Raw genomic sequence first — 15,955 nt, forward strand, 5'->3', positions numbered from 1 at the left:
TGTTAGTTCAACATAACGGCATGTTAGTCCAACATAACGGCATGTTAGTTCAACATAACGGCAAGCCTGTTTTTAACAACGGCTCTGCCAAGCTAAAAATCCCGTTATCCTGACCCACCCCGTCATCCTGAACTTGTTTCAGGATCTCATTACTTTAAGCCACTAATACAGATACTGAAATAAATTCAGCATGACGACGTGTTAGTTCAGCATGACGGCGTGTTACTTCAACATGACGGCGTTTTACTTCAGCATTATGGCATATCAATTCAGCATGACGGCATGCTACTTCAGGATGATAGCGTGTTAGCTAAAGAGTGCTTAACCTTAAAAGTTATAATCAAACGTTACACCAATTTGTCTTGGTGCGCCAAAGCGTTGATATTTTTTGGCTACCCAATCTAAATCAGGTTCGTTGCCGAAGAAGAAGCCGCGTGTTGCGATTTTTTCATCGGTAATATTTCTAGCCCAAAGTGAAATAGACCAATCAGCGAGTTCATAAGCAACTTTCGCATTCAATAAGTTTGAACTTGACGCTTTTTCGTCATGGCTATCAGAGAATAAAAATTCATCTTTTCCTGACCAGTTCACATTGAAAACAACGCCATTATCGCTTCGATACGTAGAGCCAAGGCTAAAGGTATAGCTTGGTGCGTGTGCTAAATCGCGTCCTGAAATGTCAATGTTTGTACCGTACTTGTCAGAATAGCCATAAACATCATATGTTGCGTTTAGGTAGCCCACTGTCGAGTCGATCGTTAAATTATTATTAACTTGGTATGTTAACTCAAGTTCCAAACCGTAACTGCTTGAACTGGTGGCATTTGCCGTGTAAATGGTAAATTGCTGTGGCTTATCAGGGTTCTGTTGAGAAGCATTAACTTGTTGATCTTGTCTGTCCATATAGAATAAGGCTAGTCGACTGACTAAGGTATTATTTAGCATATTCGATTGCAGACCTAATTCATAATTGACTAAGACTTCGGTATCAAATTCTTTAAATTGGATTAATTGCTCGGGTAAGTCCATATTAAAACCACCCGCTTTGTAGCCACGCGCGACACGAACATAAGCAGAATGCTCATTGTTAATGATCTTACTTAAGGCGATGTGTCCGCCCCACATGGTTTCAGACGGGTCAAACTCATCGCCAGCACTATCGCTATAATCGCTTGAACGTTTTTCAACGCGCAAACCTACTGATAACTCATGGCCATAGCTAAGAACACTGTCTAACTGGGTAAAAATTGCATAATTATTAGCTGAGTATGTAGAGTCGAGTATTTCGTCTTCCCAACCATTATAAAAAGAGTCAAGGTCGTTATCTTCATTCATTTTGCTAATGTAAGTACCCACTAGCCAAGCAGTTGTATTGTCAAAAATTCTTGAGGCGTCATTTGATGATAATCGAAACTCTTGTGACCATACATCTCTATCGGCGCGTTTGTCCCACAGGTAACTGTATTCACATGGCGCACCATCACAACTTTTACTTGCCCAATAATCTGCGTTTGCCCAATCACCATCATAAGCGTGCTGATGCTCTGTCGTGGTATAGCTGCTTATCGCTTCGAATTTTGCGAATGACAAACCTTCAAAACTAAATTTTAGTGCCCCGCCATGCGATTTTTGATTATCAACACCTGGGTTGTCCGTGATCGTATTAAAGCCGTTGTTATCTAATGTCCAAGGATCGAAACTATTATCGTTATCCGCAAATATATAAGTAAAATCAACACTTAAATCTTCTGTTGCCGTATATTGCAATTTGAACTTTCCAGAAAACTCGTCAATGCCATTAGTATCATCTCTATTTAGATAAAGATTGTCGCGATAACCGTTTTGTTGATGTTGCTCTAATGATATGCGGTAATTTAAGTCTTCAGTGACAGCACCAGAGCTATAACCGGCAACATTAATTAAGTCGTCATTGCCTAACGTTACTTTAAAACCATGCTCGGGTAATTCTGTTGCGTCTTTTGATTTTATGTAAATTAAACCCGCGAGTGCATTGGCACCAAAACGTGTACCTTGTGGACCTCTTAAGACTTCAACTTGTTGAATATCGTACATAGAAGCTGCCATGCCCAAGCCTGACAAATCGATATCGTCGACAATGAAACCCACTGATGAGTTTGGCGCACCGCGGTATTCAGAGCGTTCACCGACGCCTCTAATTTGTAAATATTTCGGACGAGATGTTCCACCAGAGAAATTTAAGTTGGCGACACCATTAATAACTTCTTCAAAATGTTGAATGCCCTGCTCAGCTATTTTTTGTTGGTCGATGATTGCAATACTAGTAGGGGCTTGCGCTAAAGATTGCTTATTAAAACTGGAAGTGACGGTTATACGCTCAATATCAGTTGATTCATTTGCCTGCGTGACGCTAGCAAAAGTCAATAAAGTCGTAGTTACCGCAATTGAAATAGGAGATTTTATAAAATTCATACTGGGCTCTTTTTATGGCATGCAAGCAAAAAAGAGCAATAAGGAAAATACACCGTAAGTAAGCACTTACACAAAGTGTTTACGATAAGTATTCAACATATTAACCATTCCTACGCCGGCATTATCCGTTTCAGGTATTAAGGGTAAAAATTCTCAGCAATACAAAAGCCTATTAACAACAGCTTTTTATTGCACCCCTTGGTTTGTTCGGCATACTAACAATTTTATCATCAAAGTACAGAAAAATTATGGTTATTTAATGTCATGTATTTGCTTAATCTGATGATTTTCAGTAAATTAGCACTATAGTTTTTTTTATTAAATTGCCATGACAAATCATCTAAGCCAAAATCATTTATGTTCAGTAACCTTATTAGGAAATTTAGTTGCTAAGCCTGATATTCGTTATCAAGCAAACCCGGTCCTTGCTGTAGCTGAGTTGGTATTAGCAACCCATAGCCGATGGTTTGACAAAACGAGCCAACAGTTTAAAGAATGGACGAGTTATCATACGGTTAAAGTTATTGGTGATATTGTTGATCGTTCACTTATTCACTCGCAAAAGGGTGATGTTATTTTAGTGCAAGGCTATTTACTTAATAGTAAAAAAGCTAACCGTGAAATATTACACGCCACTTATGCACAAACATTTGCAAAGGGTTACGCCCAGTCAATAAACCAAGTGCATATGAGTGGTGAAATAAGCAGCGATATTAATTTAGTACTAACCGAGAATAATAAAGAATTAGTCGCGCTTAACTTAACCGTTAATAATTTAGTGTATTCGCCTATAACACAGCAAACCCAAAATATTTCTATCGAACGTTCGGTACATATCTGGGGCAAACAAGCACATTATATTAAAGATAAGGCCGAGCTAGGCGACCAATTAGTTGTCGACGGAAGATTAAGCTATCTCAATGATAGTAAAAAATCGCAATTTATTGATTCACACCAAGTCATTTTATTGAAACATTAAAACGGATTACCTATAATTTTATAAAATTAGGATTGTTGGCAAAATATGGACGTTTTTCATTATATAAAAAAAATAACTACGCGAGCACTTCCAATGTTGCTGGCTTTTTACTGCCTATTAACGCCCTTAACAGCGATTGCTGAAGAAGTTCGACTCGACGTTTTAGCGCAGCTGCCTAGCCTAAGTTCAACCAATAAAACAACCGTTATTGCATTACCTGTTAATAGTGAGAATAAGCAGCAATACTTAATTGCAGACGCTGCTGGCGAATTGTCTTTACTTAATAATGCCAAGCTCACTTTTTTAGCAAGCTTACCTTTAAATAATCATACTACCGATAAACAAGTTGAATTAACCGCGCTAACGTTTCACCCCAGTTTTTCGTTAGCAGATAAAACTGGCTTCCAAAGCTTTTTTACTGCACATATTGAGCCCGCTAAAATAAACAATAATGTTGCGCGATTAACGCTGTTAGAAGATCCCGTTGCATTGCCATTTGACGCTGTGATAACACAATGGCAATACGACAACACAGCGGCAATTAAAATTGATGTGCAGCAACGCAGAGAAGTGCTGAGAATTGCGGTGCCAACTGCCACACATCAAATACAAAAAATAGCCTTTAATCCATATAATAAAGTATGGCACGATGATTATGGCTTAATGCTTATTGCTTTGTCTGACAGTAACACTAGCTTAGCCAACGCTAGCGAAGGCGCTTTATATTCTGGCGTTGTATTACGCATTAATCCTGAGAAATTTGGCTTAAGAAATTATAGGGTGCCAAGTAGTAACCCTTTTATGAAAACAAACGACGTTAACAATGAGATCTTTATTTTAGGCGCTCAAAGCATTAGTTCTTTTTCGTGGTCAAAAAAACATTATGGCGCATTACTCGTAGAACATGACTACGATGGCGGTCACCAAGTTGTTGTTGCTGATAAAGGTGCTGACTGGCGAGACTCTTACCAAAACAACCTTGTTTTTCCGCTGAAATCTACTCAAGGAACTGATGGAAATATTTTCCCTTATTATGGGCGAAACCTAGAAGCGTCTGTGGGAAGTGTCTTATATCTTATTAACGATGCAAAAAATTGGCAACTTGCCCAATTGAATACCACGATGGTAAATAGTGAGGCTCAAAGTCGCGCCGCTGCATTACCTATTTTGTCGTTTAGTCGTGATGAGCTTTCTCCAAAAAATAAAGTGTCATTACTCTTTGATCACAACGGCGAACCCTTACTGTTAGATTTAACCAATAAACAATTATTATCGGTAAAGGCTATCCCGTTAAAAAGTGACAATAGTAAGAGTATTCAGTTAGAGAATAAAAGTGATGAACAATCGTCGCCACTCAACAATAGCGCTTATGGCAAACTACTGCTTACCCTGTTTATATTAGTGGTTGCGGTGGTGCTTTATCGAGTACGGCTAAAAACGGTCAATCAAAAAGCAAAATTAAGACGTATGTTTGCACGCTTTGAACTCGATACTAGCCAAACAACCGTATCGTTTTACAAGCGCCATCAGTCAGAAATAGACAGTCAATTGGCTACTGCCGATATAGTTAAAAGTGAAATTTGGGTAAACGATAACAACGTCAGTATTATTAATGAAGATATTGACCATGGTTACAATGAGCAATGCGAGAACAAACTGCGCTTGTCATTTAATCAAGCGCATCGCCATAAGCTTATTGATGATGAAACTCGACAAGTCCTGCTTTATTTAACCGATAAAAACGCTAAAACATACCTTGTATGCTTATATTTTAGAAAAGGTAACCAGCGTCTAACCAAAGCTAAATATTTTGATATTTTAGAGTCATTAATTGATTGGAGTTGGTTTATTGCCAGCCATCTGAATCCAGAAGCAACAACACCACGACCACTGAAAGTAGCCATCGCTAAGAGCACGATAAAAAAAGTTTTTAAGAAAAAAAAGGCCGAGCCTGAAAGCATTGATGCTTCAGTAATAGAAGAACCCCTACCTAGTAAGCAAACCGCAGCGGTATTGCACGACATCGTTGTTCATGACTCGGAATTAATAAGTGCGCTAGACAAGCTTGTTGATTTAAAACAACAGGGTTTTTTAACCGATGAAGAGTTTAGTTTAGCTAAAGCGAAAATTTTATCAGATATGATTGTTTAATATGGATATAGATGCTGAGCAAACAAACTAAAACACTTTTTTTAATGACCACATTAATTAGTATTACCATTCTTTTTAGCGTGTTATTTTCTTTAGATGTATTGAAAAACAACAACCTACAGCCACTACTTGACCAGTTTATTCCTCAAGGATATCTGGGGGTGTTAATGGTTTTAAGCCTATTGGCATTACTGACCAGTATAGGTTTACCCAGGCAAGTCGCTGCCTTTTCTTGTGGTTACATCTTTGGCATTGTTTATGGGACGCTGCTGGCCACTTTAGCGGCAACACTCGGTTGCATGCTAACGTTATTTATCGCAAAAACCTTTTTTAGACAAAGGGTGCTTGACGCTTACCCCGACAAAGTAATGGTGCTGTCTGCTTTTTTCTCAACGGACACCTTCAGCAAAGCCCTAGTCATTCGTTTGTTACCTGCGGGCTCAAACTTTTTAACCAACATATTGGCAGGCATGGCTAAGGTAAAGTTTATACCATATGTTACAGGCACTTGTGTTGGCTTTATTCCACAGATGTTGATATTTTCATTACTGGGCGCAGGTATTAAAGTTGGTGAGGAACAGCAAATATTACTGAGTTTATCTTTACTGGTTGTTGCGTTAATTTTTGGCTATTTATTGTATAAAAAAGAAAAAAAACGCAATAAAAAAGGAGCTGTTTAGCTCCTTTTTTATTGTCTTGCTAACGGTCATTTAGTTGAGTGTTAACAAGTACTTCACTAAGTTATTGTAGTCAGCTTCAAAGTTGTTTTTGTCTAAACCTGCATTTTCAATTTTGTAGCGGCCATTAACAATAACGGCTGGCACACCAGTTAAACCACCACTTTTTGCGTAGTAGGTTTGCTTTTTCTTCATTTGTTTTACTTGGCTATTTACACCAAAGCTTTTCATTAATTTGTCAAACTTTTCGCCATCAGCGCCATTCAAAACAAAAACATTACGAATATCTTTTTCAGAAGTAAAGACTGCGCGCTGCACATGAATATAATTAAAAAGTGCGCCCATTAGCTTACTTTCCATGTCCATTTGCTCGGCAACAACTACCGCTTTACTTAACGTTTCCTGCATCACTTGAGAAGCGCCGCGTAAAAAATCAACGTGATTGAATTCAAATTTAACCCCTGCTGGTAACTGCTTTTTAACGCTAGTCATGAAAGGTGAAAACTTGAAACAATGTGGACAGTAAAATGAAAAGAATTCACGTACTTCAGGCTTTTTGCTGGCCTGTTCGCTCACGATTGTGTAATGCGTACCTTCTTGATAATTTGCTGCTGATGCCATTAATGGCAATAATAACATCACAAATAAACTCAATAATTTTTTCATTTAACGTTTTTCCTCAAACAATAGCCCTGCGCTATTAATAATTATGCAGGTAATAAACTTAATGGTGGCTGTTGAAGGGCAGACACTTGCTCTTTCAACATTAAAATTTGCTGTTCCCAATACTTATCGGTATTAAACCATGGGAAGTTATGCGGGAACGCTGGGTCTTGCCAGCGCTTACATAACCAAGCCATATAATTAACAACACGCATGGTACGTAATGATTCTATCAAAATAAGTTGCTTGGGTTCAAATGAATAAAATTCTTCGTATCCCGAAAGCATAGTATCAAGTTGTAATAACCGTTGTTGGCGATCACCTGAAAGCATCATCCATAGGTCTTGAATAGCAGGCCCCATGCGACAATCATCTAAATCGACGAAATGTGGACCTTTGTCTGTCCATAAAATATTACCAGCATGGCAATCGCCGTGTAAACGTATTTCATGGCTGGGTTGATATTGTTGCGCAGCAATATCAACCACTTGTTCTAAAATAGTAAAGAAAGCTTTGCTTAGGTAGTTTGGCACAAAACCAGAGTCTTTTATAATATCAGTGGCCTGAAAAAGCATCTCTTGCTTGTTATAGGTCGGGCGATGTTTAAAAGGTTTTGTCGCCGCAACGGCATGAATACGCCCTAAAAATCGTCCCATCCATTCAAGCTGATCTAAATTGTCTACTTCGAAAATACGTCCGCCCCGACAAGGGTAGATAGCAAAATGAAAACCTTGATGAGAAAAAAGCGATTCACCTCCAATTTTTAACGGCGCAACTAAGGGTAATTCATGTTTTGCTAACTCAAAAGAAAAGCTATGCTCTTCTCTAAGTTCAGCTTCGGTCCAGCGTTGCGGTCGATAAAACTTGGTGACGTATTTTTTCTTATCTTCGTCATGAAATTGATAAACACGGTTTTCATAACTATTTAAAGCCAGTAAGCCGCTGTCAACAAAGAGGCCAGTACTTTCTAGGCCATCTAAGATCAAGTCGGGTGATAGGGTAGTAAAATCAAATACAGACATTAGCGTTTATTAAAAAACCTGCTTTCATGTTCAAGAGAAACATCATCTTCCTCTGAAACCAACTCAATAACAAATGAAATATCGGTCATGTAACCTTTTAATTCATAGGGGTCTACAGACAGACTCATCGGTAACGTATACACAGCAGCGGCTTTTACCATGACTTCTTGCTCGCCATGCCACTTAGTGTTTTCAATACCCTTAACAGACAAGCGATAAACGTTATCAGTTTGCGATTTATTTAAGATTTTTAAGGTGTACACATTTTCTATATCACCGTTAAATTTTTCTTTGGCCAGTTCATTTCTGTCGCGAATAATGTCCATAGTGACCGGAGCGCGATTGACAATCTCTAAAATTAACAAGCTACACATTACCAACAGAACGATGGCATAACCTACTAATTTTGAACGAATAAAATGAACTTTCTTACCTTGTAATTCATGCTCGGTGGTGTAACGTATTAGCCCTTTCGGGTAATTCATTTTGTCCATAACCCCGTCACATGCGTCAACACATGCACCACAGTTTATGCATTCATATTGTAAGCCGTTACGAATATCTATACCGGTTGGACAGACCTGCACACAAAGGTTGCAGTCAATACAGTCGCCTAATTCTAATGATTCATGTGCTATTTTACGCGAGCGTGCACCACGGCTTTCACCGCGATTAAAATCATATGAAACCGTTAAGGTATCTTTATCAAACATCGCTGATTGGAAACGTGCATAAGGACACATATGTAGACACATAATTTCACGCATCCAGCCAGCATTACCATAAGTACAAAAAGCAAAGAACCAAACAGTCGCCGCTAAAGCAAACGAGGCCTGAAAAGTAAAAAAGTCAATAAACACTTCATCAACAGGTGCAAAATAACCGACAAACGTTAGTGCCGTTAGTATTGAGAAAAATAACCAACAAGTATGTTTTAAGGCTTTACGCCAGAATTTGTCAAAATCAAGTTCGCGGCTGTCCAGTTTTTTACGCTGATTAGCGGTACCTTCAATTTTTTCTTCAAACCAGATAAAAATAAAGGTCCAGACAGTTTGTGGGCATAAATATCCACACCAAACACGCCCTAAAAAGGTGGTAACAAAAAACAGTAAAAAAGCACTAAGAATACAGAGCCAAGCGAGTAAGGTTAAATCTTGTGGCCACAAGGTTAGTCCAAAGAGCGTGAAGCGTTGTTCGGCAATATCAAATAAAATGGCTTGATGATCGTTGTATCGCAACCAAGGCAGTACCGCAAAAAGTGCTAAGAAAAAAAAGTTCATCCGCTGCCTAAGTAATTGGAAAATACCACTTACTTTGCGCACATAAATTTGATCACGAGGCTGGTAGGTTTCTACCTGATTGGGTTGATGTATTTTAATATTTTTAACGGGAATTTGTATCTGCGCTTTTTTGATCTTGTCTTCTGATTTCACGATAAATCCTTGATATACGAGAGCCTCAAGATTATAACGATATTTATCTAAGAATACGTTATAAAACAATTAATATTAGTGAATAAGCCCAAAATTGATTATTCTTATATAATCATTCAATTATATAAAGAATTATGAAAAATTTATTGATCTTAATCGTCGCTGCGGCATTATTTTTACACTTTTATCCTCAACCAGAAGTAGACGAGTGGTTTTCAGAACAGAAAAACGTCATTTCTAATGCCTTTTCAGAAGCTACAGATACCAAAGTAAGGTTGAAGGCCGATAAAATTTATACTGACTTAAAGAGTCAGCTTGTTAATTTTAGTCTTGAAGAACAACAATTTTTAAAAGAAATAACCCGTGATAGAAAGTCGGTAAAAGCTTTTTTTACTGATTTTTGTAATGCCAAACAACAATCCCCACATTTGCACCGAGACAACCAAGCGAAAGTTTGTAAAACAATTGCTCAGTATAGTTCTTTGTTATAGATAAATTAAAAAATTAATAACCTATAAAAGATATAAAGCTGTTATCGAGCAGTTCTAAAACTTAGATGCGCGATAACAGTTTAATGCTAAGCAGAAAGACTGGCCAATAGCTTAGAGAATGCTTGTTCAGACTCTTGCTCTAGGTGATGAACACCGCCGTTAATCACCCAGTGGCCATTGACCATAACGTCGTTAATCATATTATGCTGACTTGCAAAAATCATACTGTCTAATAAGTGTTGGTCGTGGTGGGCAAACAAAGCCACTTTTTTGGCATTAAGTACCAGTAAATCGGCTTGTTTACCTATCGCTAACTCACCGGTATTGCTATTTGTACTTTGAGCGCCGCCTAAGGCTGCTTGTTGCCACAAATTACGACCCACTGAAGGTTGATTTTCTGTTGCTAAAATAGCACGTTGTTGCTTAATTAAGCGTTGTGCGTATTCTAACCAGCGTAACTCTTCGATAGGATTCACTGAAATATGACTGTCAGAGCCAATCGCTAAGGTGCCATTCTCTGCTAAAAATTCACTGGTGGGGAAAATACCGTCACCTAGATTTGCTTCAGTGGTTGGGCAAATTCCTGCGATCGCTTTACTGGCAATAATTCCTTGGCGTTCTTGTTCATTGATATGTGTTGCATGAATTAAACACCATTGCGGGTCTAATGCGACATTGTTTAATAACCATTCCACCGGACGTTGACCATAATGCGCTAAACAATCATTGACTTCTTTTTGCTGCTCAGCGATATGAATATGCACTGGCGCTTTATTATCTAAACTACGAACATGTTTTACCGCTTGCTCTAACGACGTTTTGTCAACAGCTCTTAATGAGTGAGGCGCAATGCCAACATTAGTATTTTGATAATGAGCACTTAGGGTAAAGCAGTCACTGACCAGTTGATTGAATTGTTCTATTGAATTAATAAAACGCTTTTGGCCGTCATTTGCCGGTAAAGGACCAAAGCCGCTGAAACGATAAAGTACCGGTAATAATGTTAAACCAATTCCCGATTGCTGACTGGCCTTAAAAATGGCTTTTGCCATGGCAGCAAGTTCATCATGGTTTTCACCATTAATTTCATGATGTAAATAATGAAATTCTGCAACACGGGTATAACCCATTTTAAGCATTTCAATATAAAGCTGTCGGGCAATTATTTCGGCATCGTTTACCGTCAGTTGATCGATAAATTTGTACATGATGCTTCGCCATGTCCAAAAACTGTCTTGCCCTTCACTACCTTGTTCACTGAAACCCGCAAAGGCACGTTGAAAAGCATGGGAGTGGCAATTAACCATACCAGGAATAACAACCCCTACTTGCTCAGCGCCGTCAATATGCCCTGATGCTATTGCGGTGATCACACCATTTTCTATGGTTAATGTTTGCTGCGTGTGCCAACCGCTGCTTAATAAAATACGTTCTGCAAATAACTTCATCGAAAATACCTTTGCTAATTTTTGTTGTAAAACCCAATCTACATTTACTGCGTTTACCTATTCACCACTGACTAATGACTACGGCTTAATAAAAGCGTTATCGCGACTCATTCATACGAGCACACCTACACTAGGTTTTTTGTTGTGAAAACTTAATCAAGGTTTCTACTAACTGTTTAAGCTTAGGAATAACCTCACTTGCCAACGCTTCATTGTATTCTGGACTGGGCTCACTCATGTAAGTACGTTGTGAAAGCTCTAACTGTACCGCATGAATATTTTTTTGCGGTTGACCATACTCTCGGGTAATAAAGCCGCCTTTAAACCGCCCGTTAGTGATCATGCTATAAGGTGAGTAATCAAGTTTTTGTAGTGCGGTGATTAATTCAGGCGCGCAGCTTTTACCATCAGCTGTACCAAAATTAAAATCGGGTAATTGGCCTTCAAAAAATCTCGGCACGGTCGACAAAATAGAATGAGCCTCAAGTAAAACGGCTTTACCAAATTCATTCTGCATGTCAGCTAGAGTGCTTTTTAATGCTTGATGATAAGGCTGCCAATACGTGGTTACTCGATGTAATATTTCATCTTTTTCTGGTGCTTGTCCTTCAAGATAAAGTGGCGCAAGGTCAAATGAAGTCGTCGGACACAATTCAGTACTGTTGGCACCAGGGTATAAATCAACACCTGCTGGATCTCGATTTAGGTCAATGACATAGCGGCTATATTTGGGCATGATAATATACGCACCAAGCGCTTGAGCAAACGCGTAAAGCTTGTCTTTATGCCAATCAGTATCAGCCACTTTCCTGCCTTGTTCAGTCATTTTATTGGCAATGTATTCAGGTAAAGCCTCACCGTTATGCGGCATGCTGATAAGCAATGGAATTCGACCTTTTATTAACGTGTAAGTGTTAGACATCTTCAACCTTTTAATTGTATATACAACTTTAGGGGTAATTTATCATGCTGTTACTGTAGCAAGCAAATTTATTGCGTTGTGATGCTGATCTTTTTAGTTGCTTTACTTGTTGGCCGCTAAGGTTTATTTAATAAGCACCCGGGTAGCAGTAAGTCGTATTACCTAAAAAACATCTGATTTTCATTATATTAAATCAATCACTTATTTATTAAAATTTGCTGGTTTGCTACTTATAGCATAAAGTGTATTTATTAATACTTCACTTCTGCCTTCATAGATAAACTTAAATAAAAACTTAAGTTTTAAACCATGGATGATGACATTATAAGCGATATAAAGAATATGTTATGGTCCATGTCTACTTGGCTTAAGCGCACATTATTGTGCAGTATTTTGTTAGTCACTTTTAGTGTCTATGCAGAGCAACTATCCCACAATAAAGCGCCCCTTCGAATAGCTTTACCTGATAGACCATCAATCAATGCAGCTTCTGGAGAGAAGTTTCAACTGCTGGTTAACTTTCTTAAAGAGTATTGGCAAATTTGGGCAATAGATAATCAACGTGAAGTATCGTTTAGCTACATGCCAACAGAAAAGGCTTATCAATCGCTTGCTAATAAGAGTATTGATGTAGTCGCCGTTACTCGTTACCAGCAAGATCAAACAGACTTAGTTTTTAGTATTCCCTATGCTAAATTCAAACAGAAAGTGTTTCGTCGCATTCAAAGTAATAAAAGTAATGGTCTGCAAATAGGTATCTACTCTGACGATCAGTCAACTTTAAATTTTCTTAGTCGCCATATTGAACGTTATTATTATCAAGATATTGATAAGCTGCTTGGCGATTATCAAAAGTATGATGCCTTATATGCAACAAAACCCTGGTTACTTAATGAAAAGTTAAAAGAATATAAGCTCAGTGGTGATTTTCATATTACTGAAGATGAAGCACCAGAAGTTTACTTTCGCTTTGCCGTGAATAAAAACAATAGAAGCTTGATGCATAAAATTAACGATGGCATTCGCTCAGTGAGTCGACAACAAGCCGAGTTATGGAATAACAAATACATTGCCTTAAATGAAGGAAATATCTCGTTAACTTTTGGCGCCTATTTTACAAATTTATCTGTTGCTGAAAAAGATTTTATTATTGACCATAATCAACTTTCCTTTCCGGTGGTGTCTGGAGGTTTTCCGCCCTACATTATTACTAAAAACTTTAATCACATTACCGAGCGCGGCTTCACCATTGATTTATTTACGCTTTCAACTGAGCGAACCGGTATTATCTATAAACCTGTTTATGTAAAAAATATTGAGCAAATTTTTTCGTCTTTAGCACAGCAAAAAATTAATGTACTGCCGTTGGTTGAGCGCAATAAAGACCGAGAGAAAAAGCTTATTTTTTCTGAGCCTTATTTGCAAGCCAGTTATAGTATGGTTTATCGCCATAATGACACGATAATAGATGGTTTAAGTGGCATAGGTGACAAAAAAGTTGCTGTGGTTAATAATTTTAATGCCACCCAATTATTAATAGAAAAACTTCCTTTTGCACACCTTAATTACTTTGACTCGATGAATGCGGCCATTACTTCAGTATCTTTGGGTGAATCTGATGTCTTTATTGGTGGCTCTCTGATTTCTTCTTATTTGGTTAAAGAAAATCAACTCTCAAATCTCACTAGCCAACCATTAATAAACTTTAATGATAATGCTCAGTTTTTTTTCGCGAGTAACCCCGGTAACGATATTATTATTAGCTTACTTAATCGCACCATTAAAAGTCTTTCTGCCACAGATTACGAAAGACTTTATGCAAAATGGAGTCAAACGGCTTTCCATGAAAATAATGCTGATAAACAAATTGCTAATGCTTATCGAAATGTCAGTTATTTGTTTGTCGCTATTATGCTTTTTGGGCTGATTATTTTTTGGATTTATTATCGACAGCTTAGGGTCAGAAAACTTGCCCAACTAAAAATTGAACATGCATTATCAATTGCTGAGTCTGCAAAAATAGAAGCTGAAAAATCAGCTCAAGCGAAAATAACTTTTCTTGCGCGGATGAGTCATGAAATTAGAACACCGATGAACGGTGTATTAGGTATGGCAGAAGCCCTTGCTTTCACACCTTTAAATAAAGAGCAGAATGATTTACTTGAAACATTACAAGGCTCGGCAACCAACTTACTCGCTTTGCTCAATGATGTGCTCGACTTTTCAAAGATGGACGCCGGCAAACTGACTTTAGAGTCGGTGCCAGTAAATTTTAATTTACTTTGTAAAAATATTATTAGTGGCTTCAATCACATTGAACACCACAAACCATTAGAAATTAACTTACACATAGACAATAAAATAAGCCACTGCTATTTAACCGACCCGACACGCTTCACTCAAGTGCTTAATAATTTGCTTAGTAACGCGATTAAGTTCACCGATAAAGGGCAAATCGATTTAATTGTTACGGTTGCTAGCAGTGAGGTTATCAATAAAAATACCTACGACACACTTTATTTTGAAGTAAAAGACACCGGCATGGGCATAGCGGCGGAAAAACAAACGTTCTTATTTACTCCCTTCATTCAAGCCGATGACGACATTACGCGAAAATATGGTGGTACGGGTTTAGGATTAAGTATTTGCCAAGAAATAATATCAGCGATGGGCAGCGAAATTAAGATTGATTCAACGCTAAACCAAGGGAGTTCTTTCCATTTTAGCTTAAAGCTAAAACAGTCAACTTTAGAAAGTTCCACCGATAACCGTCGCAGTAATACGCGTTTAATTAATGCCGCTGACGATAACCGTTTTCAAGATCTACGTATTCTTATTGCCGAAGATAACCTAGTAAACGTTAAAGTGCTCTGTGCGCAACTTGCGCGTCTAAATATTAAAGCCGATATTGCTTACGACGGCCAAGAAGCTTTAGATTTACATGAAAAACAGGCTTATGACATTATTATATCTGATTGTCATATGCCAAATGTTGATGGTTTTGAACTCGCTCAAACGTTAACAGCAAGCGAGCAAAGCCGACCGCTTTGGTTAATTGCTGTAACCGCAGATGCTTTGAGTGGCGCGGCAGAAAGGTGTATTGCTGCAGGTTTCAATGACTATATGGCTAAACCTTGCCCACAGGAAGAAATAACCAACAAGCTCAACAATGCTTATCGACAGTTATTAAAGAAACAACAGAAAAACGACTTAACTAAACAAAATTTCAGCCTTTTTGATTTAGACATGCTGCTGAAAAATAATGAGCACGACATCGAACTGAGTAAAAATGTTGGTCGACTTTTTATCGCTTCATGGCAAAAAGAAAAAAAGCAGTGGCTAAGCGCCACCGAGAATTTTGATCATAAATATATACAAGCACTTGCTCACAAGCTAAAAGGCAGTACACGGTATTTTTCCCATCCTGAAATAGCTAAAACGCTCAATGAGGTTAGCCAGCAAGCCAGGGCTGAAAATAGTAAAGATATAAAAGCATCTGCTAGCCACCTTTATTTACAACTAGATATAATGACCGAAGAAATTAAACGTTGGCTATTGTCATAAGTCATGTGATTCTTTCATCATCAATCTAGATTAATTTTTTATTATCAATCGCTTTAATCAATCATTGTGAATTGTTTTTATCACTTTATTAAATCAAGTTATTCACCCATACTAGTGCCACTTAATCGATTCAAATCAATCAAAGCGAGTGACT

11 protein-coding genes and 1 riboswitch are annotated in these 15,955 nt (G+C 38.0%); of the genes, 5 read left to right on the forward strand and 6 right to left on the reverse strand.

The window, feature by feature from the left end:
* Positions 1–327: 327 nt before the first annotated feature.
* On the reverse strand, positions 328–2,451 hold the full coding sequence (locus H4J70_RS09240; protein ID WP_182250977.1) for a TonB-dependent receptor: 2,124 nt from the start codon (positions 2,449–2,451) through the stop codon (positions 328–330).
* A gap of 90 nt (positions 2,452–2,541) precedes the next feature.
* A riboswitch (TPP riboswitch) is annotated at positions 2,542–2,660 on the reverse strand.
* 119 nt (positions 2,661–2,779) lie between these two features.
* On the opposite strand from H4J70_RS09240, the gene H4J70_RS09245 reads away from it, so the two are divergent.
* The 3 genes from H4J70_RS09245 to H4J70_RS09255 are packed head-to-tail and all read left to right on the forward strand — an operon-like array spanning position 2,780 to position 6,261.
* Positions 2,780–3,430: a single-stranded DNA-binding protein gene (locus H4J70_RS09245; protein ID WP_182218189.1), complete on the forward strand. Its 651-nt coding sequence runs from the start codon at positions 2,780–2,782 to the stop codon at positions 3,428–3,430.
* Between the two features lie 45 nt (positions 3,431–3,475).
* Positions 3,476–5,581, forward strand: coding sequence for an SHOCT domain-containing protein (locus H4J70_RS09250; protein WP_182250978.1), 2,106 nt, complete (start codon positions 3,476–3,478; stop codon positions 5,579–5,581).
* Positions 5,582–5,592: 11 nt separating this feature from the next.
* Complete coding sequence (locus H4J70_RS09255; RefSeq protein ID WP_182250979.1) at positions 5,593–6,261, forward strand: TVP38/TMEM64 family protein; 669 nt, start codon at positions 5,593–5,595, stop codon at positions 6,259–6,261.
* Positions 6,262–6,291: 30 nt separating this feature from the next.
* On the opposite strand, the gene H4J70_RS09260 is transcribed toward H4J70_RS09255, so the two are convergent.
* The 3 genes from H4J70_RS09260 to ccoG are packed head-to-tail and all read right to left on the reverse strand — an operon-like array spanning position 6,292 to position 9,376.
* Entirely contained in the window at positions 6,292–6,924 is a 633-nt protein-coding gene (locus tag H4J70_RS09260) for a thiol:disulfide interchange protein DsbA/DsbL (RefSeq protein ID WP_182250980.1), read from the reverse strand.
* A 41-nt stretch (positions 6,925–6,965) separates the two neighbouring features.
* On the reverse strand, positions 6,966–7,943 hold the full coding sequence (locus tag H4J70_RS09265) for a serine/threonine protein kinase (protein WP_182242048.1): 978 nt from the start codon (positions 7,941–7,943) through the stop codon (positions 6,966–6,968).
* A complete protein-coding gene (gene ccoG, locus H4J70_RS09270; protein WP_182250981.1) occupies positions 7,943–9,376 on the reverse strand; it encodes a cytochrome c oxidase accessory protein CcoG in 1,434 nt (477 codons plus the stop codon). Before ccoG ends, H4J70_RS09265 begins: the two co-directional genes overlap by 1 nt.
* A 134-nt stretch (positions 9,377–9,510) precedes the next feature.
* On the opposite strand from ccoG, the gene H4J70_RS09275 reads away from it, so the two are divergent.
* Complete coding sequence (locus H4J70_RS09275; RefSeq protein ID WP_182250982.1) at positions 9,511–9,867, forward strand: hypothetical protein; 357 nt, start codon at positions 9,511–9,513, stop codon at positions 9,865–9,867.
* An 86-nt stretch (positions 9,868–9,953) separates the two neighbouring features.
* On the opposite strand, the gene H4J70_RS09280 is transcribed toward H4J70_RS09275, so the two are convergent.
* Both H4J70_RS09280 and hutG read right to left on the reverse strand, forming a co-directional pair.
* The gene (locus H4J70_RS09280; RefSeq protein WP_182250983.1) at positions 9,954–11,315 is read right to left on the reverse strand and encodes a formimidoylglutamate deiminase; all 1,362 of its coding nucleotides are present in this window, start codon (positions 11,313–11,315) and stop codon (positions 9,954–9,956) included.
* 130 nt (positions 11,316–11,445) lie between these two features.
* Positions 11,446–12,237 (reverse strand): N-formylglutamate deformylase, encoded by a 792-nt coding sequence (hutG, locus tag H4J70_RS09285; RefSeq protein ID WP_182250984.1) that lies wholly within the window; start codon positions 12,235–12,237, stop codon positions 11,446–11,448.
* A gap of 354 nt (positions 12,238–12,591) precedes the next feature.
* Here hutG and H4J70_RS09290 point away from each other — a divergent pair, with 354 nt between their 5' ends.
* Positions 12,592–15,801, forward strand: a complete 3,210-nt coding sequence (locus H4J70_RS09290; RefSeq protein WP_182250985.1) for an ATP-binding protein — start codon at positions 12,592–12,594, stop codon at positions 15,799–15,801.
* Positions 15,802–15,955: the final 154 nt, after the last annotated feature.

Source organism: Colwellia sp. BRX8-9 (assembly GCF_014077245.1).
Lineage (GTDB): Bacteria > Pseudomonadota > Gammaproteobacteria > Enterobacterales > Alteromonadaceae > Colwellia_A.